22 protein-coding genes and 1 pseudogene are annotated in these 23,054 nt (G+C 64.0%); 19 read left to right on the top strand and 4 right to left on the bottom strand.

Going from position 1 to position 23,054, the window contains the following annotated elements; all coding sequences use genetic code 11:
- Positions 1 to 119 precede the first annotated feature (119 nt).
- The 5 genes from CA951_RS02665 to CA951_RS02640 all read left to right on the top strand — a co-directional run bounded on the left by CA951_RS02665 (position 120) and on the right by CA951_RS02640 (position 5,134).
- Complete coding sequence (locus CA951_RS02665) at positions 120 to 866, top strand: alpha/beta hydrolase (protein WP_306300841.1); 747 nt, start codon at positions 120 to 122, stop codon at positions 864 to 866.
- A gap of 31 nt (positions 867 to 897) precedes the next feature.
- The gene (locus CA951_RS02660; RefSeq protein WP_087555391.1) at positions 898 to 1,152 is read left to right on the top strand and encodes a hypothetical protein; all 255 of its coding nucleotides are present in this window, start codon (positions 898 to 900) and stop codon (positions 1,150 to 1,152) included.
- A 131-nt stretch (positions 1,153 to 1,283) separates the two neighbouring features.
- Positions 1,284 to 1,664, top strand: coding sequence for a hypothetical protein (locus CA951_RS02655; RefSeq protein ID WP_256973236.1), 381 nt, complete (start codon positions 1,284 to 1,286; stop codon positions 1,662 to 1,664).
- Between the two features lie 1,284 nt (positions 1,665 to 2,948).
- On the top strand, positions 2,949 to 4,106 hold the full coding sequence (locus CA951_RS02645; protein WP_087555388.1) for a site-specific integrase: 1,158 nt from the start codon (positions 2,949 to 2,951) through the stop codon (positions 4,104 to 4,106).
- Positions 4,106 to 5,134, top strand: coding sequence for a recombinase (locus CA951_RS02640; RefSeq protein WP_087555387.1), 1,029 nt, complete (start codon positions 4,106 to 4,108; stop codon positions 5,132 to 5,134). The genes CA951_RS02645 and CA951_RS02640 overlap by 1 nt, the downstream gene beginning before the upstream one ends.
- Positions 5,135 to 5,382: 248 nt before the next feature.
- Here CA951_RS02640 and CA951_RS02635 read toward each other — a convergent pair whose 3' ends face one another.
- Complete coding sequence (locus CA951_RS02635; RefSeq protein WP_179220088.1) at positions 5,383 to 6,141, bottom strand: TIR domain-containing protein; 759 nt, start codon at positions 6,139 to 6,141, stop codon at positions 5,383 to 5,385.
- Positions 6,142 to 6,434: 293 nt separating this feature from the next.
- Between CA951_RS02635 and CA951_RS02630 the strand changes: the two genes are divergently transcribed.
- The 11 genes and pseudogenes from CA951_RS02630 to CA951_RS02590 all read left to right on the top strand — a co-directional run bounded on the left by CA951_RS02630 (position 6,435) and on the right by CA951_RS02590 (position 15,023).
- A complete protein-coding gene (locus CA951_RS02630; protein ID WP_143542974.1) occupies positions 6,435 to 6,803 on the top strand; it encodes a hypothetical protein in 369 nt (122 codons plus the stop codon).
- Between the two features lie 190 nt (positions 6,804 to 6,993).
- Positions 6,994 to 7,704, top strand: a complete 711-nt coding sequence (locus CA951_RS02625) for a hypothetical protein (RefSeq protein ID WP_087555384.1) — start codon at positions 6,994 to 6,996, stop codon at positions 7,702 to 7,704.
- A gap of 58 nt (positions 7,705 to 7,762) precedes the next feature.
- Complete coding sequence (locus CA951_RS02620) at positions 7,763 to 9,097, top strand: replication-associated recombination protein A (RefSeq protein ID WP_087555383.1); 1,335 nt, start codon at positions 7,763 to 7,765, stop codon at positions 9,095 to 9,097.
- Positions 9,094 to 9,336 (top strand): hypothetical protein, encoded by a 243-nt coding sequence (locus CA951_RS02615; protein ID WP_087555382.1) that lies wholly within the window; start codon positions 9,094 to 9,096, stop codon positions 9,334 to 9,336. Before CA951_RS02620 ends, CA951_RS02615 begins: the two co-directional genes overlap by 4 nt.
- Before the next feature lie 103 nt (positions 9,337 to 9,439).
- On the top strand, positions 9,440 to 10,069 hold the full coding sequence (locus tag CA951_RS02610) for a hypothetical protein (protein WP_087555381.1): 630 nt from the start codon (positions 9,440 to 9,442) through the stop codon (positions 10,067 to 10,069).
- Positions 10,066 to 10,725 (top strand): hypothetical protein, encoded by a 660-nt coding sequence (locus CA951_RS02605; protein ID WP_087555380.1) that lies wholly within the window; start codon positions 10,066 to 10,068, stop codon positions 10,723 to 10,725. The genes CA951_RS02610 and CA951_RS02605 overlap by 4 nt, the downstream gene beginning before the upstream one ends.
- 298 nt (positions 10,726 to 11,023) lie before the next feature.
- On the top strand, positions 11,024 to 11,656 hold the full coding sequence (locus tag CA951_RS02600; protein ID WP_087555379.1) for a hypothetical protein: 633 nt from the start codon (positions 11,024 to 11,026) through the stop codon (positions 11,654 to 11,656).
- Between the two features lie 226 nt (positions 11,657 to 11,882).
- Entirely contained in the window at positions 11,883 to 12,230 is a 348-nt protein-coding gene (locus tag CA951_RS02595) for an Lsr2 family protein (protein WP_087555378.1), read from the top strand.
- A gap of 1,125 nt (positions 12,231 to 13,355) precedes the next feature.
- Positions 13,356 to 13,814: a hypothetical protein gene (locus tag CA951_RS42635; RefSeq protein WP_143542973.1), complete on the top strand. Its 459-nt coding sequence runs from the start codon at positions 13,356 to 13,358 to the stop codon at positions 13,812 to 13,814.
- Between the two features lie 84 nt (positions 13,815 to 13,898).
- Positions 13,899 to 14,072, top strand: a pseudogene (locus CA951_RS45015) (DUF2188 domain-containing protein); the annotation flags it as partial.
- Between the two features lie 240 nt (positions 14,073 to 14,312).
- Positions 14,313 to 15,023 (top strand): hypothetical protein, encoded by a 711-nt coding sequence (locus tag CA951_RS02590; protein WP_256973233.1) that lies wholly within the window; start codon positions 14,313 to 14,315, stop codon positions 15,021 to 15,023.
- A 260-nt stretch (positions 15,024 to 15,283) separates the two neighbouring features.
- Here the strand turns inward: CA951_RS02590 and CA951_RS02585 are convergent, their stop codons facing one another.
- On the bottom strand, positions 15,284 to 15,808 hold the full coding sequence (locus CA951_RS02585; RefSeq protein ID WP_218780477.1) for a hypothetical protein: 525 nt from the start codon (positions 15,806 to 15,808) through the stop codon (positions 15,284 to 15,286).
- A 613-nt stretch (positions 15,809 to 16,421) separates the two neighbouring features.
- Here CA951_RS02585 and CA951_RS02580 point away from each other — a divergent pair.
- From CA951_RS02580 to CA951_RS02570, 3 genes are all read left to right on the top strand, one after another.
- Positions 16,422 to 18,164 (top strand): hypothetical protein, encoded by a 1,743-nt coding sequence (locus CA951_RS02580; RefSeq protein ID WP_087555375.1) that lies wholly within the window; start codon positions 16,422 to 16,424, stop codon positions 18,162 to 18,164.
- Positions 18,165 to 18,312: 148 nt separating this feature from the next.
- On the top strand, positions 18,313 to 19,122 hold the full coding sequence (locus CA951_RS42630) for a hypothetical protein (RefSeq protein WP_143542972.1): 810 nt from the start codon (positions 18,313 to 18,315) through the stop codon (positions 19,120 to 19,122).
- Positions 19,123 to 19,531: 409 nt separating this feature from the next.
- Positions 19,532 to 20,362 (top strand): CopG family transcriptional regulator, encoded by an 831-nt coding sequence (locus tag CA951_RS02570; protein WP_087555373.1) that lies wholly within the window; start codon positions 19,532 to 19,534, stop codon positions 20,360 to 20,362.
- A 28-nt stretch (positions 20,363 to 20,390) separates the two neighbouring features.
- On the opposite strand, the gene CA951_RS02565 is transcribed toward CA951_RS02570, so the two are convergent.
- Positions 20,391 to 21,017: a hypothetical protein gene (locus tag CA951_RS02565; RefSeq protein ID WP_087555372.1), complete on the bottom strand. Its 627-nt coding sequence runs from the start codon at positions 21,015 to 21,017 to the stop codon at positions 20,391 to 20,393.
- Between the two features lie 535 nt (positions 21,018 to 21,552).
- Positions 21,553 to 22,989 carry a serine/threonine-protein kinase gene (locus CA951_RS02560; protein ID WP_256973287.1) on the bottom strand — a complete coding sequence of 479 codons (1,437 nt, stop codon included), beginning with the start codon at positions 22,987 to 22,989 and terminating at the stop codon, positions 21,553 to 21,555.
- Between the last annotated feature and the right edge of the window lie 65 nt (positions 22,990 to 23,054).

Here is a 23,054-nt window from a genome sequence, read left to right as displayed (position 1 = left end):
GGACTTCGGCGCGACGCGCCGGGTGGTCCCATGACTGGCAATCCGAGTGGTCCCATGAGGGTGGCAGAAATCAGGTCAAGACGGTCCCATGCTCATGGCAGGCGACATCATTGCTCTTCGTGCACGGCACCTGGCACGCGGCATGGTGTTGGAATGAGCACTTCCTCGACTTCTTCGCGAGCAAAGGTCACCACGCGCTCGCGGTGAGCCTGCGCGGCCACGGCGGAAGTCCCAGTCCGAAGCCACTTCGCTGGGTTTCGATCGCGGATTACGTCGATGACGTGGCCGCGGTCGCCGATAAGCTTTCGTCGAGACCGGTTGTCATCGGCCACTCCATGGGCGGGTTCGTCGTGCAGAAGTACTTGGAAGCACACAGTGCTCCGGCCGGTGTACTGCTTGGGTCCGCTCCTTCGGGTGGGATCTGGCGTTCGACGCTGAGGACGCTGCGGCGGCACCCACGCGCATTACTCGCGGAAACGCTGACCCTCAGCCCATATCGTCTCGTCGGAACCCTGGAACTGGCTCGTGACCATATGTTTTCAGCACAGATGCCCGAAGCCGACGTGGAGCGATACTTTGCACTACTGCAGGAGGACAGTCACCGGGCAATGCTCGACATGCTGGCCCTCAATCTGCCGAAACCGAAGCGGGTAACAGCACCGATGCTCGTGCTCGGCGCCGATCAGGACCATGCCTTCTCGCTCAAGGAGGTGCGAGCAACAGCCCGCGCCTACGGCACCGAGGCTGAGATCTTTCCGAACATGGCCCACCACATGCTTCTCGAGCCGGGATGGGAGAAGGTCGCTGAGCGTATCGATGGTTGGCTCCGGCAGTTGCAGTCTGGGGCCCCGAACCAGTCCGAGTGAATCTCTCGAGATTGCCGAGGCCGGTTTAGCGATGGCCAAACGGACCCCGGTGGGCCGCAGAACGGCTCTCAGGCGGTTTCGCATCATCGGTTGGCAGGTCACGGTGGCCTTGAGCTCCATGACTAGGGCGGCCGTGGTAGAGCGCGTTGGCTCGCTCGACTTCACGTCGATCCGCCTTGGCGTCGAGGATCCCAATGCCTTGCGGCCGAACCAACTCGACGGCGGCCGACGATTCACCGGGCAGTTCGAGGAACAACACGAGACGCTGACCGGCATCGGAAATTGAAAGATGGCGTGATGTAACTATGTTGAGACCGGTTGTAACAGATGCGCTCCGAACACCGACCTCGGGGGATGAGACTCTCGCGACTTGCCCGGCGCACCTTGTCGGTGGCAGCCTTGTGTTGCGCCGCTGCGATGTGGTCCACACCGTCGGCCGCGGCCGACGTCACCGATGTCACGGTGCTTCCGGGATTGAGCAACAATCCCAACAATTCCTACGGAGCCGGCTGCACGTATCTCGTAGTGGCCACGACGGCCACCCCGACAGAAAGAAGCGTGTCGATCGTGGACTACAACCGTGACTCGACCCTCTTCCCCCAGGAACTGATCTGGGACACCATCGACCCGTACTACAACTCACCGGTCATCCTCGGCCACGCGTTTTCCCTCTGGACCCCCACCGCGCCCGGCGAACACACCCTCATGGCGTACCAGACATCTGCCGGCGGACCTGTCGAGACCGTCACCGTGACCCCAGACACCCCGATCGGACCTGTCTGCATCGTCGCACCATGAACCCGGATCGACACTGACCGATCGTCAACGCCCGACTGCACTCGCGTAGACACGATCAAACGAGTAACGGTCTCCGTTTGTCCATGGTCAAAACGAACCCTGATTTACCTCAGAACGGCGCTCAGCCGCTCAAGTGATGCTGAACCACCAAAAAGCGATCTGCGCGAGCCCGTTGGCAATCGCATAGATGCCGGGCTGCGCCCAATCCGGCACTCCCCAAAAGTCCAGTTCGCTCATGGCGTCCTCCACACGTTGAAGTTAGCCCCGACAACCGAACGTATCGGAGCGAAGTGCCGTCGCGTTGCGGGCCGGTCGACGTCAACCATGTCGACGATTCCGGCGCCTGGATGGCCAAACGGATCCTGGTTGCCGCTGAACGCGATCAGCCCGGTTTGCCTCCTCGGCCGAGTTCGGCAACAGCGGACCGGAGCCGATGAAGCTGTCCGGGCAAGCGCCGCGGGGCGCGTTCTGCCTCATGCCGATAATATTTTCCTAGAACTGATTGAACCAGCTGGCGAAGTTGTTCCACGGCCCGGTGAGTGGACTAAGCCAAATCATGTAGAACAAGTCGGGCAAGTTCCCGGTCATAGTGGATTCCACCAGTTAGCGATTCGAACCAGTATGGGAAACCAAAAGGCAGACTCTCCTTCTGAGAACCATACCGGCAGGTCAGGCAGATTTCCGATCATGGCAACCACTCATTCCGCTCAGTCGAGTTGCCGCTCATGATCCACCGCCGAAGAAAGGCGCTATCAGAGTGCCGATCCAGTTGAAAAAGTTGTACGGGAAAATGTCCCAAGGTGAAGTTGGCATTATGACTCCTTAAGAGTGGCCGTAGCCAGTCATCCAGCCGGTAATAACCCACATGAACTGACTGAACGCATCGCCCATTTCCCTGGTCGGGAACCAGGAATACCAAATCGGGTCAGGGCTAGGCGGGCTTGCTGACGCAGTGCCAGCCACCAGGAACATCATCAAGGCCGTTGTTCCCAAAACGGTAATGGTGCGAATCGAACGCATTCATCAACTCCAGGTCCTCCCCGACCATGCCCCGTGTATCGCTGACGACATGACGCCCGTTACCTGGCTCACGGTGCATTCGACATCCGAAACTGGCAGCAGATTACCGTGGCGCACCGTGCGGTAGCTGTTGGGGTTGAGCTGGGCGAGTTCGGCGTCGATATCGACTCAATGGCGCCGAGGAGTCGGCTTCCCGCAGCGTCTCGGGCAAAACGCCACCTCAGCGTGCATTTGGATGTCGGCAGGAGCCGATATGGTGGCCCCATGGCGTCCCAACGAGCGGTAGTCCCTGTCACCTGGGAAAACGGTGTGACCGCGGCCGCGGTGCCCGACCTGACCGACTCGATGGCGGCAAGGATCACGGAGTCGATGTCCGCCTCGCGTGCGGACGGCACCATGCGGGCCTATGCCTCGGCGTGGCGCCGGTTCGAGGGCTGGTGTCAGGCGAACGGGCACGTCGCTCTACCCGCTCACCCGGCCACTGTGGCCGCGTATCTCGTCGATGCCGCCGACACCTTCACACCCGATGGCGAGCGGGCGTTCGCGCCGGCCACCCTCGCCAAATGGGTGGCCGGGATCTCGCACACCCACCGTCGCAGTGGCCACATCAGCCCGACCGATCACGAAACCGTCCGAGCCACCCTCTCCGGGATTCGCCGTACCTACGCCTCTGCCGGCGATCGGCCCCGCAAACAAATGGCACCTCTGCTGGTTACCGACATCGTCACGATGGTGACTGTCGCCCGGGAGGCTGTTACCGGATGGGCCAGCGAGGTGCTCGAGCGCCGTGACAGTGCTCTGCTGTTGATGGGTTTCGCCGGTGCATTCCGGCGCAGCGAACTCGTCGGCCTGCGGTGCGGCGATGTCGCGGTGCACCAACTCGATGGGCTGCACGTGCGTCTGCGCAAGTCCAAGATCGACCAGGACGGTCACGGCGTCGTCCGGGCGCTCCCGTTCACCGTCTCGCACACCAGCTGCCCACCGTGCGCGGCGCTGCGGTGGTGGGAGGTCGTCGCAGCCCACGAACGCGGTGGCAGGTCCGCGGTGATCCGATTGCTGCGCACCGCCCCCGATTTCGATGGTCACCTGTGCCGTGGTGCCGTACCGAGGATCTCCCCTCATACACCGTTGTTCCGATCCATCGCGAAGAACGGAAACGTGTCCACCACTGCACTGTCCGGTGCTGCGGTGCACGGTGCCGTGCGCCGCCGGGCTGGTGCGGCCGGATACGACGAGAACCTCGTCGCTGCGCTCGGTGGGCACTCTTTGCGCGCGGGGTTCGTCACCCAAGCCTTCCGCAACGGTGCCGACGCGCACGCGATCATGCGCCAGACCGGCCACAAGACGCCGGGGATGCTCGAGGTGTACGCCCGCGAGTACACCCCACTGATCGGCAACGCCGTCGCCGACATCGGGCTCTGATGCACGAATTGAGCGGAATTGCGTTCGATGCAACTGCGACCACTCTCGGAGCGAAGGATCGCTCCGTGTGGGCGCTGTTCGAGGACTGGTGTGCCGGCGCCGACCTGGCGGCCCTTCCCGCCGATCCGGTCGCGTTGGCGCAGTTCATCGCAGAGAATCCCGCTGCGCTGGCCACACAGCGGCGCCGCGTCGCGACCATCAACACCGTCCATCGCATCGCTGGGCACCCTGCTCCGGGTAGCGCAGACACGATCCGGAGGATGCTCAATCAGGCTCGCGCCGCACGGCTCTCGCACCTGGCGTCGACCGTTGCGAGAATCATCGACCGCCTCCCCACAGCCGGCTGGACGGCGGGGCTGTTCGGCCGCCGTGACGGCTTGGTCCTGCTCCTGGCTGCCTCAGGCCTGAGCTTCGAGCAGATCAGCGCCCTGCACCGCGGTGACCTGAGCGTCGACGGCGAGGCTCTGGTCATCGAGAGCGTTCACCCGATCCGCCTCGAACCGTTCGCTCACCCGGGTTCACTCTCGCCCGCGCAGGTGTATCGGCGGTGGCTTCAGGTCCTCGAATTCCAGGATCGCGCCCCGTCGACGGCCCTCCTTGCGGATCGTCTCGCCGCCGACACCTTGCCCACCAAGTTTCTGCCCCGTTCCGTGACAGAGGAGAGGGTGGCGCAGCGGATGACCGCTCCGCTGTTCACCCCGATCGACCGCTGGGGGCACACACCCTTCGACCGGTCCGCGTTGTCCGCGCAGTCGATCGCGAGCATTCTCGCCGCGCACGTGTCCGGCCAGTCTCCGGTACATCGCCCGCACCACCGCAAGCAGCGACTCGACGAGGTTCCCAAGGACTACCAGCCCGAGGTGTACCCCGAGGTCGTCCTCGACGATCTGTACTACGAGCGCGGCATCGAAGCTCGCCACGCGACACAGGAGGTCCTGTCCGACGTCGCCGACATTCTCGACGACGTCGAAGCCCGGGCCGACGCGACCCTCAAGCAGCTGCTGGCCGTCCTCGACGGCGAATTCTGAACAGCACCTCGGTTTCGTGAGTGGGCGGCACCGCTACACTGTGTCCGCCGTGGAAGGCATAGCACGTTCCACCGTCCTGGTGGCGGTGGATCGGAGGCGCGACGCCAATGATCATACGAACTTGTGCTGCGCTGGATGGGGCCAAGGCGCGGCGGCCCTTATGGGTGTTCTCGGTAGTGCCCGAGTTTGAGCGCCGTCTCCCTGTGCGGCAGGACCGCATGGTCGTCGTACAGGGGGACATGCCGCAGTCAGAACGGCGATTTATCAGGTGCAGCGCTGATTGCGTTGTTGACTCTCAAGCCGTCGGCGCGCAGCTCAGCCACGAATTTGCGCAGCTCCTCGCGAGTGGCGTGACTGTTTCGCTTGCTGAGCGTGTGCGCGGCGTTCTTTCGGTTCGGCGGCACGAGCCGCAGCGTCGTCGCGCTGTTCGTCTTGACCGTCCAGCCCTGCGCCACAGCGTTCGCGCACAATAGGTCGAGCTCCTGCTCGAGACGTCGGGCATCGTCATCCGCCTCGGCGGATGCGCGTACAGGTGACCTGCCGCCCGCTCGACGACCATGCCGCTCAACTTGGCCGGCGATCTGTAGCGCAGCATCGTTGACCGCGGCGCGCACGTTCCCGTCCGACCGTGCCGCGTAGGGCAACCGCGTCACACCCAGGATGTCCGTCGGCAACCTCATGTCCCTGGTGGTAGCCAAAAGATAGGTTCGACTTCGCCCGAGGGCCCCCAGGAACAGGCCGTACTCAAAGACGATGTTGTCTCGCATCGCGACGGCCGTATCGCCCCGGCTCACAGTTACGTCGTCCGGGGTCGCCACCAGAACGGCGTAATCCGAACGCCCCGCGGCCTCCAGCAACGAGTCGAGTGCGCTTCCCCCTGGTTCGAAGATGCCCTGATCCCACACGTCAACCTCGCACACCTTGCGACCCTCCAACACCGCTTGCAGGTGGTGCGCGACGGTGCTGCCTTCGGAGGAGGAACCGATGAAGAGCCGGGGAAGATCCATGACGAGCGACATTACATCCCGATGCGATGATGCCGCGCTCGATCCTCTTGACTATCGAGCTGGGCTGATACTCGCCCCGACCCCGTGGCGACGGACGCCGGCACCATCCGGTGCATCGTTGACGACCTCGCGAGCCGGTCGTTCTCGTGGCCGGACACATACGAGCCTGGGCGACGCCCAGGCCGGAAGCACGCGCAGACCCACAGGGGAATGCGTGGCTTCTGGTGCCTGACAGCCCTTTCGAGAAGTCCGCAGTGACCCTGTCCTCGCAGAACACACCCAAGGAGACAGCGATGGACCTCATGACGCGCACCCTGGCCGGCTTGGTTGCCGAGCGAACGATCCCCGCGTTCGGCCCGTACTCGTGCAATGCGGTGTCGCTCGACTCCGCTCTCGATCGCCTCGTCTCGTCGACCGCCCCGATCGCCCAGGCCGCCGACGGCCACGGTGATCCGCGCTCGGTCGCAATGCTGATCTCCGACCGTGTCGGTGTCGGGTTCGGAGCGACCACTGGAACTCTGTTCGTCTTCCATCGCGAGCAGATGACAGCTGTCGCCGGTGTCATCGTCGGCGTCGACGACTCCGTCGTGCAGTTCGCCGACCAGCACAGGAAGCTGCGCACCTGGCCCCTCACCGCGGTCTTCGCCCTGATCGCGGACTGACGGCTGCGAACTCACGTCGCACGTGGCCCCTGGGGGCACCACGCAGCACCCCGGGGCCCGCTCCTACTCCCCCACTTCCGGTCCGCGGTGACCTCTCGGACGAATGCCCCGCCGGGAACCGGCGTCGGGGCTGGCGCGAACACCCGATGCCCTCAGCGCAACCTCGAAATAGGAAGAACACGTACACGCCATGCTGCACATCACGCTCGATCTCCATGCCGCGACCGATCTGGTCGACAGCTCCGAGGAGTGGTCCGACCTGGACAAACGATTCCAAGAGCTGGACCCGCACGACCCCGACAACCGAACCGACCTGATCCACATGGTTCGGGAACTGATCGAGGACCGCGCCGGCCCAGTTCGCCGCGATCTGTTTCGCCTCGTCGACGACAGCGACACATCCGTCCACATCTTCGCCGACTTCCACTGCGACCAGTACGGCGAGATCACCAACGACCATCACCTCTCGTTGTCGGTGATGGTGGGCGCTGCCCCGCTGATCATGGACCCCGGCATCAAGAACCTTCTCGAACTGCCGGTTCTCGAAGAGGGCGACGACGACGAGCTCGGTGCCGTCTCCGTCCTCGCCGGGGTGGTCGACTATGCCAACAGCTTGATCCGGCGTGCCGCCGAGACCTTCGCTCGCCCACTGCCGGCCGCGGCACCGGTGCAGCTCCCCCCGCCGCTCGAACTGCGGGTGGTGACGGTGGACGGTGTGCGCGATCAGGCGGACCCTGCCTACAGTTCCGAACTCAGCGCCGCAGATCGTGAACGATTGCTCGCCGCCAGCGACACCGACATCAGCGAAGCCATCGCAGCATCGTGGCCGGTCGTCGCAGATCGCTTCCACCGCATCCACGACGAGCTGCAGACCGCAGCTCTCGAGAGGCTCCTGAGCTGAGTCGTGGCCGGGGGAAGCCCTTCCCCGCAGTCCCCGGATCACTCGAAAGGCAGATGCCATGACCGTGCCGAATCAGCAGCCGCTCGCCGCCCGGATGCGGCCCCGCACCCTGGCCGAACTGGTCGGCCAGGGGCACGCACTCTACCCGGGGTCGCCCCTTCATCAACTGGTCTCGGGTGCGATCGGTGTGCCCTCGGTGTTGCTGTGGGCGCCGCCGGCGACCGGCAAGACCAGCACCGCTCGCATCATCGCCGAGACGACCGCGAAACGGTTCGTCGAACTCTCGGCCACCAGCGCGGGAGTCAAAGACGTGCGCGCGGCGGTCGGCGACGCCGAGAAAGCTCTTGCTCAGACCCCGGCGGTGGGCACCGTGCTGTTCATCGACGAGATCCACCGCTTCTCCAAGGCACAGCAGGACATCCTGCTCCCAGCCGTGGAATCGGGGACGGTCTCCCTGATCGGCGCCACCACCGAGAACCCCAGTTTCTCGGTGAACCCGGCGCTGCGCAGCCGGGCGGTCCTGGTGCGCCTGGAGCCGCTGTCGCGCGAGAGTGTCGCGGCGATCCTCGACAACGCCGTCACCAGCCCGCGCGGTCTCGACAATGCCGTGGAGCTGCCTCGGGAAAGCGCGCTCGTCATCGCCGACACTGCCTCGGGTGACGCGCGGCAAGCGCTCACTGTTCTCGAGCTCGTCGCAGGTGTCGCACTCGCCGACGGACGCCGGCAGGTGCTGCTCTGCGACGTGGAGGCCGTGGCGCCGACCGCGTTGCTGCGCTACGACCGTGACGGCGACCAGCACTACGACATCGTCTCGGCGTTCGTCAAAGCCATGCGTGGCTCGGACCCCGACGCGGCATTGCACTGGCTGGCCCGGCTCATCGCCTCCGGTGAGGATCCCCGGTTCATCGCTCGCCGCATCCTGGTCCATGCCTCCGAGGACGTCGGCATGGCCGATCCCACCGCGATGCTGGTCGCCCACGCAGCCAGCTACGCGGTGGCCACGATCGGTCTGCCCGAAGCCCGGATCAACCTGGCCCAGGCGGTGATCCACATCTGCACCGCACGCAAATCGAACTCCGTGCTCGCCGCGATCGATGCCGCGATGGCCGACGTCGCCGCCAGCCGTACCGGCCCGGTGCCCCCGCACCTACGCGATGCGCACTACCCGGGCGCCGCTGCTCTCGGCCACGGGCGCGGCTACCTCTACCCGCACGATCACCCGTACGGGGTGGGCCCTGCCCAGCAGTACGGGCCCGACGGCATCGACCTGAACTACTACGTCCCGACCGGTCACGGATCCGAAGCTGCTGCGGCACACACGCTCGCGGTCATCGAATCGCTGCGCGCGGGACACCACACGACAACACCCTCACCAGGAGAACACCCAGCATGAGTGACGCTTTCACCCTCACCATCCTCGGCGCCGACGCCCACGATCAACCCCCCTCGCACGAATCCAGCCATACCAACGTATCCGCAGCCTTCTCCAAACTCGAGTCGATCCTGCGTGAGGCCGACACGGGTGACCTCGCCGTGCCGGACCCGGAGAACTGGTCCGATCAGCGCCCGGCTTTCGACCTGATCGACGTACACGGCGAACACGTAGGTACCGCGGTCATCGAACGCGACTGAACCGCCGCACGGTGAGCACACACCGACCACATCGCCACGGCGACTGACCTCGTTTCGGGTCGTTTGCCCATCCCGCCCTCCCCGAAACAGACAGGACCCCCTCATGTCGACCTTCGCTACCCGCGACATCCCTGTCGCGCGCACCGAAACCCACCTTCTGGCACTGTGCTCGGCCTACATCGCGTTGTCCGCCTACACCGACGGCGAATGCGACGACGACACGGTCAACGACACCGACATTCTGAACTGGGTCGCCGACCTGGTCGCCGATCTTCGGCATCTGGTCGACGTGCTCGGCGCCGAGTGGAACACGGTGATCCGCCTGTCCGACAAGTACCACCGTGACGAAGCGACGAAGGCGGCGGGAGCGGGCGACTATCGACACGACGCGCGGACGGTCCGCGTCAGCGAGATCGTCTCTGACTGCTGGATCGCACAACTGCAGACCCCCGCCGACCACGATCTCGATCACGTGGCCGTGTTCCCCAGCGAAGCCGCGGCGCGCGCCCAGGTCGCCAACTGGTGCCGAGAGGATGCTCTGGCCTACAGCGCCGAGCTACCCACCGACGCCCCGACGATTGACGACGATCTGGACGACGCCACCGTGATCACGCGGTGGACCGACCATCTCGGCGGCGTCAGGTATCGCGTCGTCCAGATCGCTCCGGCTGTCGACTCGGCCACCCAGCCCGCCGCCGACCAGAGTTCACCAGAAACGGAGTCCACGCCATGACAGCATCCGCCGTCTTCACACCGGACCAGATGCGCCGCGTCGACCATCACCTCCGCGACCTGTGCCGCGAAATCGAGGAGCGCTGCGCCGCGCACCGCGACATCATCGGCCACGCGCTCGCCGTGATCGCGCGGGCCGCCCACCCCGAGACCGAATCGGTGGTCGTGTCGGCGGTCGATACCGACGGAACCTTCGGATCCCTCCTGTGCGCCGGCGGTGGCCGCATCGAGCAGCTCCCCCACGACGTCGTCAGCCCCGAGCTCACCAACGAGCTCGTCTGCATGTTCCGCCGCCTCCCCCATGGCAAATTCGGCGTCTGGAAGCGGGATCCGACCACGGCGACCCTCGACGTTCACGCCGCTCTCACCCACGGCCATCGGTACCCATTCCTACCGGTACAGGACCAGCTGGTGGCACACATCGAGAGCAAGACCGGTCGCAGTGTTCGCCGCATCGAGATCGTCTCGGAGCTGTTCGACAACGGGTACTTCTTCTGCGACACCGCGCAGGTCGACTACAGCGACGGCGACAGCGATGACGTCTACGTCGAGGACATGGCCGACTTCGCCGCCGACCTCGAGCAGGCGATCGGAAATCCGGGACCGCACACGGTCGTGACCATCGCATGTACCAGCGCCGGGATCACCATCGACTGACCCTCGCGACAGCGTTGGAACACCGACCTCGCGACGCACTGAGCCCGAAGCAACCCAGGGCTCCTGGCTGACCACACCTGGCGGGGCGGTCGCCCACGGCATCGAGAACTCCGGATACCGCGGCAACGTCGTTCTCGTTTCAACGGTGGTGAGATCGTCGGCGCCAGCACGACAGACGGCATGCTGCAGAACCGATTCCATGTCGTACCCATCGACGACGATCTCTGCCAGAGAACCTCCGGTCACCGCGACGCGGCGGCCGCGCAATCACACACCGACACAACGGGGGCACCACACCATGTCCGTCCCAGGATTCGTATTCGTCGACCTCGAAACGACCGGCGTCGACGCTCCCACTGAGGAGATTCTCGAGATCGGGTTCGCGTTGTACTCCATCGACTTCGAACCGATTGACCGCTTCGAGATTTTGCCGGTCACAACCGGCACCGCCGCGTTGATCGACCGGCTCCGGACCGATCCCAAGTATGCGTTCGTGGCGCAGATGCACACCGACAATGGACTCTTCACCGACCTCGAGCGTGCGCTCGCCGCCGGTTCGCCGCCGGCGGACCTGTCGGGATACCAGGCTGACATCGTGGACACCCTCACGCGATGGGGCGTCGATTCCAACACCGAACTGGCTGGCAGTTCGCATCGCATGGATCGCGCGTTCCTGAAGCGCTGGATGCCCGAGGTCGACGCGATGTTCTCCTACCGGATCGTCGATGCCTCGTCGTTTCGGGCAGTGCGAATGCAGCGAGATCCCGCGCGCACCCAGCTCTTGCTCGACCGGGTCGCCGAATGTGGCGGCACAACTCACCGCGTCGCCGGTGACATCCACTATTCGGCGAATCTGCTGCGTGTGTTCGAGGTGGAAACTGATCCCATCCCATTCGTCGAGATCGATCGGCCAGCGCGATCCGCGGTCTGACCGGATGTCCACGTACTGCGCCACCAACAGGCCCCGTCCCTGCTCACGCGAGCAGGGACGGGGCCTGTTGCTTTCTCGGCGCGGCCACGTAGCTCCAGGGAGAAGGTCTCGCGTCGCCATCCTGTCGTCGCCTGCGGCCGCCGACTGTGCTGAGCTCGCGGCCGTGTTCCTGGCACCACCAGTACTGTCATGTGATCCGAACCGAAGACCTCGAGGAGTGAAATCTGTGGCACGCAAGGTCGTAGTAGAGATCGTCGACGACATCGACGGCACCGCCATCGGGGACGACGGCGAGAGCATCCACTATGCCGTCGACGGAGTCGAGTACGAGATCGATCTGAAGGACGAGCACGCCAAGGAGTTCCGCGAGACCCTTCAGTACTACATCGAGCACTCCACTCGGGTCGGCGGCCGCAAGCACCGCGCGGACCGGTCGGCCAACCCCACTACCGCGAAGCGGCGGCGGGACGAAACGAAGAAGATCCGGACCTGGGCGATCGAGCAGGGCTACGAGCTCTCCGTGCGCGGGCGTATCCCCACCGAGGTCGAGCAGGCCTTCCGCGACGCGCACTGACCACGAGTCGGGACTCCTGCAGGTCGTCGGACACACCTCGGCGCCGGAACACTCCCGAACGGCTGACGGTGGCGCGCATACCCCGGGTACCACATCAGAAAAGTCGCTTCGAGCGACCACTTGCCGAGAGGCGATATGGCGTCACTGTCACCCCCGGACCGGGGTAAGACCTGCGGTGCGCAGCGTTCTCCGGAGGGGATGAGGGCCGCTGACATCGGGGAAGGTGTCGGCGGCTTTCCTGTGACTCCTCCACATCGTAAAGGGGTGAAGTCCACGTCAGATGTGATCGGGACACCGCAGCGCCGGGGTCGTGGCCCACCCGGCGACGCTTAACCAGCGCAGCACCGAATCCGGAGTGCCGCCGGTGGATGCGCTGTCGGCGAGGAAGCCGGTGAGGATGGGACCGTCGCCGCAGAGGCGACGTCAAAAGCCGAATCTGTGGGTTCGCAGTGCCGACAGTGGTCTCGGCCGATCGGTGTGCCCTGACCATCTGGATCGGGATGGAGCCAGTCCACAGCGAGGTTGCGCTGGTGCGCGACCTTTGGCGCGGGTCGTTGGTTGGTGCCCACACGTCGGATAGGCGCGGGAAGACCGTGGGCCTATCCGCTCGAAGACGATCCGAACAGCCGCATGACTATGCAGAAGGCTCTTCGCATTGCAAACGACCAATGACATATCCCAAGGCTGAGGGGGAAACTAAACAGACCGGTCTTCTCCATGCATGCCTGATGAATGTGACTCGATATGTCAGCAGACCCCTCACGCGAAGATCAGTCGCCGCGATACACCCAGGATGGTGGACCGTCTTCGGACTCCAACATGCAATTGCCGATCGAAAACACCAGGCGGACGTGGCCGCGAATCCTGTTAGCCATACTACTGAGTGCCGGGACAGTCGCTGTGATGGTAGTGCTGGCCTTGGCGGTAGCAGACGCCAGACTGCGGATCCTCTTCTTCGCGTGCGCCTGCCTGATGGCTGCTGCGGTGGTGTTTGTCTTGCCTACACATTGGCGAACGCGATTAGGCCCACCTACCGCCGTGTTCATTGCCGCAGCCTCTGCACTCTCGGTCTTCCTTGTAAGTCCCCAGAAAGATGCGGGTGCGCCGCAAGTCGATACACGAGAAATGGCGATGTACGTCGCGGCCGGGCCCTTCGACCAGAAGCTCCCGGCATCCCTCCAGGCTGGAGAACCCCACGGGATCGGGATTAAAGATCCATCTGCGGTCCAAAAGCTCGCCGCCGTCCAGGTGCCAATAGAAGACCCCACCGGGAAAATTTCGTCTGTATACGCATCCGTTGAGGTATACCCCTCCGTTGGAGCCGCTAGTGCTAGAGGAAACGCTCAACTAGACCGCTGGGAAACTGCGTATGGAGAGCACGATCCCCAGGGCCAGACAGTGGATGGGTTCTGCTTCGAAGCAGTGGTACCGCAGAATCTCTTCATCTGCGGCGCGTCCCGCGGGCACGCGTACGTTGAGACCTGGCTGAGGCCCACCCCGAGTCCTTACCGGGGTGTTACGCAAGCAATAACCTCATCTCTGGGGGACTATGCGGCGAACAAAGAGAAACTCGCAACCGAGTAGACAGCACGCCCCGATCCAGTGCGGCATCCGTGTGCTCTGAAAGTGGACCTCTCCGCGAGTGCCTTGATGAATGTGTGACTCGATATGTCAGTAAGCCGAATAGTCGATCCGGTCGGTCGCGGAAAATGGGCAGTGCGCGATCGGCCCCAAGTTTTGCCGACTTCATTACACAACAGCTGTTCAGAGGCGATCGAGGTCGCACACCGAGAGGTCGCTACAGCGGGAGGCGGCGAAGTCGTCATCCGCGATCCCGGCGGGCAAGTGATGGACGTGCAGTTCGTCTCCCCGTCAGTACAGTCCCAAGAACGGTCACCCCGGCAATCACCCTCGCAAGCTGGATCCAGGCAACGGGAGACACCACCGCACAAATACGCGCAAGGCCCATTGTCGGGATACACGCAGGGTAGACCGTCGACCAGTACCGACATAAGGAACACCAGGCAGCCGTGGCTGCGAATCTTGCTGGCCCTTCTGCTGAGTGCTGGGACAGTCGCTGTGATGGTAGTGCTGGCCCTGGCGGTAGCAAACGACAAATTGCGAATCCTCTTCTTCGCGGGAGCATGTCTGATGGCCGCAGCCGTCGTATTCGTCGTGCCACCACATTGGCGTAAACGACTCGGTTCTCCGACAGCAGTGTTCATCGCTGCAGCCTCCGCGCTTTCAGTCTTTCTTGTGAATCCTCAGGCCGGCTCGTCGGACTCGAAGGTTGATACACGCGAGATGGCCAATGCTCTTCTCGTTGGTCCGTTCGACCAACGACTTCCAGGAACGCTCACAGCTGACGATCCGGAAGCGTACGGGACCCGGGACGCGAGCGCCGTAAGCAATATCGCAGTGGTGAAAATACCGATGGAGTGGCACGCCGGAACGAAGACCGGCAAATCGGAGACGACAGCCCAGGTCGAGGTGTATCCCACTCCAGAAGCCGCGGCCGCGAGAGGGAGAGTTCAGTACGGCATCTTCAGCGGAGAGACCGGCCGTCGCGAAAGGGGTGAAACTTCACCAACCCGGGCTAGTACACAGACCCCCGAATCGTGGTGTTTCTACTTCAACGACGGTTGGAAGTGCGGTGGCTATCGCGGGCACGCGTACGCCGAGACTTACTATGCATCCGGAGGAAACGTCAGCTATCCAGATGCCCAAATGGTCCAGTCTTCGTTGCTGGCATACGCAGAAAGCAAAGAGAAACTCGCGACCGAACCACGGTAAGGTGCGGCAACTCTATTAATAGTTACCCTTTTGGCCTCGCCAATGCCGACGAAACCGAATTATCACTCGTCGCAGCTGGCCGGCCCTGCACAGTGCAAGAAGCTGGCAGCAACTGCGCCAGCTCCTGCTGTGACAACGCCCCGAACCGGCCGCAACGCTCGATAATTGCTCTTAGGATCTGGCGCGACTGCGCCCCCGCCCCGGCTCAGGACGTTGCATTCGGTCCCGCACTTGTGATTGCACCAGGCTGTTCGGCGTGCCTAGTCTCGCTTGATCTTTCCCTCCGTGATCTCGTACTCTCCCGGCTGCAGCCGATTTGGGACGGGGAGGGTGCTCTCGGAGATTGCGATCATATGGTCGAAGTTCCGCAGAGCGCGGGGTGTCATCGTGCCCGAGAAGGTCACCATCACGGACCCTCCGCGACCCGATTTCGACTTCACCAATTGCTCACGCTCGCCGTTGAAGGTTTCCTTGATGTCGCGGACGTCGTTACCGACGATGATGCTCCCGTCGTGTAGGAACTCGACGAACGACCCGTTACTGATTCCGACCGCTCCGGCCGATGTCCGCCCCTTCGAAGGGTCTGTCGGGACGACGAAACCCGGAATCTCCCGCTTTCCTGGCTGGTCGGGATCGCTGAGAAATCGACCCACGGTGAGAAGCACGCTCTCCCCGAGGGCCGTATGCCGCTCTGCGGATTCGACCACCCAGAGGTGGTTCAGCGACCACACCTTGATCCGGCCGTCGTCGAAGACCGTCACGCGGTCATCGGTTCCGTTGCTCAACAGCTCCCTGGCAGCGTTCCCGGCCATAAGGTCAGTCCAATCCGCGTGTATCCCGCAACCGTCAGTGTCGGTGTTCCTACTCTCTCTCGGTAGTGTTCCATCCTCGGTCTACGACCTCATGGCTGTTGTTAAACCTGAGAGGGATGCGCCTGCCCCGTTGCCACGATTCCCGAGGCCAGGTTGACTTTTATACCTTGGGTTCCGGATCATCCATGGGGCTCACTGGCGAACACCAGTACGGTGCTCCCATCCGCTGGCTCACAAGCTGGTGGACGCTGACGACGGACGTATTCAAGGGAAGTATTAATGCTGGCCTTCATATCCACCCCGACTCTGGTGTTGATCGTCGCCATTGTGGTAGCGCCGGTGTGGGTGGCATGCTCCGCCGCCGTACGATCCATCGTCAAACACTTCCTGAGGAAATGATGGGCGCCAGGTCGTAGTCGTCGGTGCCTGCATGGTGGACGACTCCGGTCCTCGATCTCCTTCGGGAAGAGCGCCGGCCGTTGCCGAACGCGCGCTGGGCGCTCACCAACGCGCTTATGCGTGCCCATCTGCACTCCGTCCCGTTCGACGAGAGGCAAGTACTCACATTGGCCGTACGATCCCCGTTATGGGTGCAGCGCAGGCCGTCGCGATCGTGCGGAGACGTCTACAACTGGTGGTCGGGGACGAAATCGGTGTTACCGCGTACGAGGTGTCGAGCGGCGGCAATCGAACTCGCCTCGCGGCCGCTGATCTCCCGATCGTCGCTCAGGTACTGACGGACGAGGGGGTCGAGCCCGGCGACTTCGACGCGTTGGTTGTCTTATCGAACGACGGCGAGACCACCGTGGTGTCCGCCGACATGCACGACGAGGTGACCGTCGAGATTCTCGGTGCACCTGATGGGCCGCTGACCGTCCTGCGCACCCTCGACCCCAGCATGTACGCAGCGATCCTGGCGGAGGCGGCAGCCTCCGCGTGGCGACAACGGTTGTCCGATGCCGCAGACGCGGGCGCGCAGTTGACGACCTCAGACGCCGAGGTCATCGGACCCATCGCCATTCCCGGTGCACCACTGCTGACCGAATTGCGAGTCGAACGACGGCGACCACCGGCGAAGGAAGCATCCGGAGGCGCGCCGACCGCGGCCGACACCCAGGTTTCGGAAGTGCTCGACGAAATGATAGCTGACCTGCGTGCCTCCGTCCGGTTCGGGGCGGCCGGACTCGTGGAGACGCCGGAAGATCAGCTCGCGAAAGGCCTTGCCTCTGCGGTCGCCGACGGAAGCTGGGTCCAACGACTTCGGCTGCTGATGGCGGCTCAGGAGATCGCCGCCATCGAGCTGGTGAAGGCATCGCATGACGACCGCGCTGGGGTGGACTCCGAGCGGTCGTCAGCGGCTGAGCGGATACTCGATCGGCTCGACACGGAATGGACTGCGACCGAGGATCTGGCGGCGATCCTGAGCGATCTCCGCGACGTCTTGCCGGTGGAACCGACTGGCCATGCGCAACGCCTCCTTCGCAGGAGACTGCTCGAGGACACACGGTCCGTGCGGAGGGCGATTGATGTGTACATCTCGGTGACGCAGAGCCCGGTACCCACCGCTGACGAGTCGGTTAGCTGGGACGACGCTCTCGACGCGCTCGGACAGCTCGACGACGCGAGCGCCCACGGCCCCGCGATCGCCCTGCCGGCAGTGGGGACCTCCGGGCAGACCAAGAACGACACTCAGGTGGTGCCGAACATCGATGACATCGCAAGGTGGCTCGGGGAGATATTCGCCCGGCAGCTTCCCGAGTCGAGGAAACAAATGGACGAGTTGGCCCGCCGGCACCCGGGCGAGAACGTCGATGCGTTGGTCGCGCGGGTGAAGCGTCAAGCGATTGCCGATTTCGGCACAGCCGGCACCGAAGACGGCTCGCGCCCGGTCCTCGAGACGGTCGCAGCCCTGGCCATGTCAGTCGCCTTGCTCCGAGGAACCGAGCCGCATTCGGAGGCGGAATTCGCCGAGCTCGGACGCAGGATTCTCGATCGCACGCAGGGCATCGCCGACATGCGAGACCGGGCGGGGCACGCGATCCCACTCGCGGTCGAAGGATTCGAACGAATCGCTCATCTCCTCCAGCCGGTCGTCGTAGAGGCGCTGTTCCGGGCGATGGCGATGGCAGCACCAAGCCAAGCCGGTGCCGCGCGCGACTTCTACAAGAACGCTCGATCCGTGGTCTGGAGGGCACGGCACAAGCGTGGTTTCGCAGCGGCGGCGGCAATGGGTGCAGGCCGCGCCTTGCAGCAAGCGCTGGGCAGCGGCGCTGCACGTCTGCTGGTGCGGGAAGTAGATCGCGCGCTCGCGGCGCCGAAGTCACGGTGATCACAGTCGCGGCTAGACACATCACGATGGGGCTCGGTCGAGAACGGCTGACTCGAGCTGCACCCGCGAGTGGTCGTCCTGACCAAGCAGGTCAGGATCGTACTTACCGCGCCACACGCAATCCTTCTCCGCTGGCACAATCGTCGCTATGGCGGCTGGTTTTGATGCTCATGAGATCGAAGAACTAGCCTTTTACGTCTACGTGTATACCGATCCACGCAGCGACCAACCCTTTTATGTCGGTAAAGGCCAGGGAAATCGGGCGTTTGCTCATTTATCAGCCACCGGGGAACACGAGAAGGTTCAGCGGATCACAGAAATCCGTGGCGCGGGATTCGAACCGCGTATCGAGATCCTGGCGTTCGGACTCGACGAAGTCACTGCGTACAAGGTGGAGGCCGCAGCAATCGATCTGATCGGGTTCGAGAACCTGACGAACAAGGTGGTCGGGCATGGCGCTCGCCGATTCGGTCGGATGTCCGTTGACGCGGTGCACGCTCGACTATCTGCGCGAAAGCTCGAACGGTTCGAGCACCGCTGTATCGCCATCACTGTGACGAACAGCCTCGCGCTGGCACGCGAACGCCTCGGTTCTCGCTTCGAGGACTCGTCGGATGATGCGATCGCCGCCCTCTACGATGCGACGCGAGGAACCTGGCGGGTTGATCTGCGTCGCGCCGAGAGTTGCGAATTTGCCCTCGCGGTCAACGGTGGTGTCGTGCGGGAGGTCTATCGCATCGCCCAGTGGCTGCCCGGAGGGTCCACCCACTACGTGGACTCCGCACTGACCCCATTGGAGGATCGCTACGAGTTTGTCGGCAGATCGCCGACGACGCGGTACGCGAGATGTACCGCTTCAAGCAGATCGGACCCTCAACACAGAACCCCATCCGGTACTTCGAACCCGGTGACACACTCAGTTGATCGACCACGGAATCATCACCAAGCTGGCGAGTAGGCACGGGTTTCAGCGCATCCCGGCGGGATCATTCCAAGACCAGGCGTGCACCATTGAGTTTCTCGGGGTTCATCCCGGCACGGTGAAACGCTGGCAGGGCCCCGGCATGCGCGGCCCGGAGCCTCAAGCCGACCGCTGGTCCATCCCTCGACGACGGTCCCGAATCCGATGGAAGACCCCAACGACGCCTGACCGCCGGCCAACCCGTTCCCCCGCGAAACGCCGAGTCGGTCGGTGCGGCAGCTGTCTTGGTGCGCAGTGAGACCGGCATATTCGCTCGGGTAGGATAGCCCCGTTCTGTTGAACTCCCCCCAATTTTGTTCTCAGGACATCCCCCCTGTGCCCCGGCATCACCTCCCCCCCGATGCCGGGGCACAACCATGAGCACACGCGACGAGACGATCGAGGGATGACGCATACGAGGCCAGGCCGGATCCCCGTAGGCGATCCGATCGGACTTCGCTTCGACCCGGAGACCAAACGCAGACTCGAGCAGATGGCCGAGAGCATCGGGCCGCGACGATTCGGGGCGCTGATCCGCGTTGCCTGCCGACGGCTGGTCACCAAACCCAGAGGCGTCGGCCGCGGTCTCGCGGAACAACGTCGACTCTCGGAGGCGCTTCGAGCGATTCCGCTGGTCATGGTCAAAATCAAGCTCGAACCGGAGACGGCGCACGAGTTCGCCGCCCTGGCGGCCGACCACGACACCACCGTCAGCGCCCTCATGCGGGTGGCGCTGCACCGATTCCAGGAAGCGCCGGGCCGCTACAAACACCCGATGCTCCGCGAAGCCGAGCGGACCGGATTGTCCGACCGGATCGACGTGATGGTCAACCCGTCGAGCAAAGAACGGATCTGGCAGCTCGCCGGCCGCTACGGCGACAAACTGGGCACCGCACTCTTTCGGGTTGTGCTACGGCGCCTCCTCGACGAACCGGGTGACCTCGCCGGCGACCTGGAAAATATTGTCCCGCTGCGTGATCTGCGACCCGAGAGCTATCCCGCGGCGATCAAGGTGGCCTTCGACGACCCGTTGCGCGACAAGCTCGATGAGTTGGCCGCACGCGTGGGGTCCAATCGCGCCGAGCTGGTCCGCCTGGCCGCTCGCCGTGTGCTCGACCAGCCCGGACTGATCGAGCAAGCAGTGAACAACGAGATCATCCGCAGCGAGAAGCACAAGGCGCACCTGCTGGCCCGGCACGCCCGCCGCCAGGCGCGACGCGACACACAGCCCGACTGATCACCCCGGGGGCCTCTCGCGCACACGATTACCAGAGGGTGAGGGGCAAGCCGGCTACTTCGGCACACCGGATCCGTTCTTCGATGCCCTCGACACTGTCGCCGTGCGCGAGGCCGGTGCGGATGGCGGCCGAGATGGCGCGGGTACGGCCGGCCGAGCCGCGGACGTCGGCGAGCGGGCTGGCCAGGTTCCGACGGCGCAGGAAATACTCGGTGCGGTTGACAGCATTGGTGCCCAACCGTAAGTGGTGAGGATTCACGCAACCCGCGAAATCGCACTGATGACACAGCACGGCGTCGTCGGCACCGGACCACCCCAGCCTCGGGATGACCCCGTACTCGAGTTGGTACGCGAACAGGTGTGCGGGCACGGTGCCGCGTCGGGACGGACCGGGCAAGCTCGCGGCGCGGAACGAGCCGTGCCCGGTGGACGAGACACTCGCGATCCAGGGCGCGCACTTTCGAGTGCCGCGCCAGTAGCGTTTGGCGTCGAATCGGGCGACCACACCCGGGTCGTCGAGCCAGGACCGCCACAGCCGCTCCGGGATTCGGATCGGCTGGGGTTTCCCGAGCAACGCGAGTTGTTCGAACTCCACCTCGGAGTTCGGAGGGTTGGGCATTCCGGGCAGCGTGGGGATGCCGTCGATGATCGACATGGTCCTCCCGCCGTGCCCTTTCGGCTGCTGTTACCGGTGAGAGTAGAGGCGGTGACCGACACGAAGCCTGAGCTCAGTGGGCGTTCCCCCGATCCTTCTGGCCAGGGCACTCACCGTTGTGGCGGGTAGCTGTCCGGAGGCCGGCGGGCAAAGAATCTCTCGACGCCGGGATACTTCTCACCGAGCGAGGTGCTGGTGAAACCGGTCTTCTCGTAGAAACGAACTGCTTCGGCGTCGGTTTCGGCGACGACCGGGGTGCTGGGATGGCGGGCGCGTCGCGCTCCTGACGTACGCGGTGGGGTCGGAAGATTGAGACCGCCTAGACGTGGCGCTCATGCCCTACCGAACCAGATCCGCGGTCCTCGCCTTCGCTCGATCCGCTCGGATGCGCTTTGAGCGATTCCGCTGGTCATGCTCAAAATCAAGCTCGATCCGGAGACCGCACAGGAGTTCGCGGCCTTGGCTGCCGAACACGACACCACGGTCAGCGCCCTCATGCGGGTTGCGCTGCACCGATTCCAGGACGCCATACTGGTCATGGCCTGGAGGCATTGCGTGCTTTCTGGACGGCGGCGGCTCTCTCGTACCAGATATGGGCGCCGTCCAGGTCGGGCGGATCAAGCCGATTCTCTAGCAAATCACCGAGCTTCCTCATTGCATAGGTGCTTCCGGCTGCGGCGGCCGGTTGGTACCACTGGCGCGCGCCATCGAAGTCAGGCGGATCCAATTGGGCAAGCAAATCGCCGAGGCCGGCCATGCCGGACACATTGCCAGCCCGGGCGGACTTCTCATACCATCGGCGGGCCCCGGCGATATCTGGCGGATCTTGCTGGGTTAGCAAGTATCCGAGATCCGCCATGGCGAACACATTGCCAGCCCGGGCGGACTTCTCATACCATCGGCGGGCCCCGGCGATATCTGGCGGATCCATGTCGTTTTCGAGGAGATAGCCAAGGTAGTACATGCCGGAAGGGTCGCCAGCCGCAGCGGCCTTCTCATACCATCGGCGGGCCCCAGCCCTATCCGGCGGATCCAACTCTTCAAGCAGGCGGCCGAGTCTGCTCATGCCCTCGGGGTTTCCGGCGGCAGCTGCCTGCTCGAACCAGCGGCGCGCACCACTCGTATCCGGCGGATCTTGCTGGGCAAGCATGTCGCCGAGGTTGACCATGGCGTCGGCCTCCCCGCTGGCGGCGATGGTACGGGCCAGTGCAGTGGCGGTCAGATAACGGTCAGTGGGATCCTTGGCCATGCCGCGGGCAATGATCTCGTCGAGAATGGTTGGCAGTGAAGGCACCAACATGGTGGGCTGTGGCGGCGGCTTCGTCAGATGCGCGGCGATTTGCTGAGCGATGCTTGCTCCGTCGAAAGGCCTCCGACCGGTGAGGCATTCAAACATTACGCACGCCAGAGCATAGATGTCGCCCTCTGGTCCAGCCTTGCCGTCATAGCGTTCGGGAGCCATGTACGCCGGCGTTCCGATCGGGCGTGATCCGCTCGTCAACCCTTCCTGCCCGTCGGCGTGGACGATCCCGAAATCGATCAGGTATGCATGCCCACCGGGATGGACGAAGATATTCGACGGTTTGACATCGCGGTGCACCAGACCCGCATCATGGGCGGCATCTAAGGCGCCCGCGACCTGACTGATCACATGCGCGACCTGAGTCAGAGGCAACGGCCCGGTGTTGCGAATCAGAGCATCCAGGTCCCGCCCTTCGAGCAACGCCATGTCGATGAATAACCGGCCGTCGACCTCACCAAAGTTGTGGATGGGCACGATGTTCGGATGCTGCAACTTGGCCGCGGCGCGGGCTTCCCGTTCGAATCGGGCACGATACCCGCGGTCATTAGCGAGTTCTGCGGGTAACACCTTCAGCGCGACATGTCGGTCGGTGGTCCTATCGAACGCACGCCACACCTGCCCCATCCCACCCTGCCCAAGCTTCGACCGCAGCTCGTACCGATCGAACATCTCGAACACGCCACCACCTCCCACCCATACCCGCAGAACAACGACAAGACATCAAGATTGGTCGG

Origin of the sequence: Rhodococcus sp. NCIMB 12038 (assembly GCF_002165735.1) — a bacterium.
In the GTDB taxonomy this organism is placed as follows: domain Bacteria; phylum Actinomycetota; class Actinomycetes; order Mycobacteriales; family Mycobacteriaceae; genus Rhodococcus_F.
The sequence above is the reverse complement of the archived record's forward strand: the minus strand, read 5'-3'. Positions and strand labels throughout refer to the sequence as shown.

What these genes read in the sequence shown, in the direction of transcription:
- CA951_RS02660 (WP_087555391.1), top strand. Translation starts at nt 898, where the DNA reads ATGGCCAAACGGACCCCGGTGGGCCGCAGAACGGCTCTCAGGCGGTTT.
- CA951_RS02655 (WP_256973236.1), top strand. Translation starts at nt 1,284, where the DNA reads ATGTGGTCCACACCGTCGGCCGCGGCCGACGTCACCGATGTCACGGTG.
- CA951_RS02645 (WP_087555388.1), top strand. Translation starts at nt 2,949, where the DNA reads ATGGCGTCCCAACGAGCGGTAGTCCCTGTCACCTGGGAAAACGGTGTG.
- CA951_RS02640 (WP_087555387.1), top strand. Translation starts at nt 4,106, where the DNA reads ATGCACGAATTGAGCGGAATTGCGTTCGATGCAACTGCGACCACTCTC.
- CA951_RS02635 (WP_179220088.1), bottom strand. Translation starts at nt 6,141, where the DNA reads ATGGATCTTCCCCGGCTCTTCATCGGTTCCTCCTCCGAAGGCAGCACC.
- CA951_RS02630 (WP_143542974.1), top strand. Translation starts at nt 6,435, where the DNA reads ATGGACCTCATGACGCGCACCCTGGCCGGCTTGGTTGCCGAGCGAACG.
- CA951_RS02625 (WP_087555384.1), top strand. Translation starts at nt 6,994, where the DNA reads ATGCTGCACATCACGCTCGATCTCCATGCCGCGACCGATCTGGTCGAC.
- CA951_RS02620 (WP_087555383.1), top strand. Translation starts at nt 7,763, where the DNA reads ATGACCGTGCCGAATCAGCAGCCGCTCGCCGCCCGGATGCGGCCCCGC.
- CA951_RS02615 (WP_087555382.1), top strand. Translation starts at nt 9,094, where the DNA reads ATGAGTGACGCTTTCACCCTCACCATCCTCGGCGCCGACGCCCACGAT.
- CA951_RS02610 (WP_087555381.1), top strand. Translation starts at nt 9,440, where the DNA reads ATGTCGACCTTCGCTACCCGCGACATCCCTGTCGCGCGCACCGAAACC.
- CA951_RS02605 (WP_087555380.1), top strand. Translation starts at nt 10,066, where the DNA reads ATGACAGCATCCGCCGTCTTCACACCGGACCAGATGCGCCGCGTCGAC.
- CA951_RS02600 (WP_087555379.1), top strand. Translation starts at nt 11,024, where the DNA reads ATGTCCGTCCCAGGATTCGTATTCGTCGACCTCGAAACGACCGGCGTC.
- CA951_RS42635 (WP_143542973.1), top strand. Translation starts at nt 13,356, where the DNA reads ATGGCGATGTACGTCGCGGCCGGGCCCTTCGACCAGAAGCTCCCGGCA.
- CA951_RS02590 (WP_256973233.1), top strand. Translation starts at nt 14,313, where the DNA reads ATGGTAGTGCTGGCCCTGGCGGTAGCAAACGACAAATTGCGAATCCTC.
- CA951_RS02580 (WP_087555375.1), top strand. Translation starts at nt 16,422, where the DNA reads ATGGGTGCAGCGCAGGCCGTCGCGATCGTGCGGAGACGTCTACAACTG.
- CA951_RS42630 (WP_143542972.1), top strand. Translation starts at nt 18,313, where the DNA reads ATGGCGGCTGGTTTTGATGCTCATGAGATCGAAGAACTAGCCTTTTAC.
- CA951_RS02570 (WP_087555373.1), top strand. Translation starts at nt 19,532, where the DNA reads ATGACGCATACGAGGCCAGGCCGGATCCCCGTAGGCGATCCGATCGGA.
- CA951_RS02565 (WP_087555372.1), bottom strand. Translation starts at nt 21,017, where the DNA reads ATGTCGATCATCGACGGCATCCCCACGCTGCCCGGAATGCCCAACCCT.
- CA951_RS02560 (WP_256973287.1), bottom strand. Translation starts at nt 22,989, where the DNA reads ATGTTCGATCGGTACGAGCTGCGGTCGAAGCTTGGGCAGGGTGGGATG.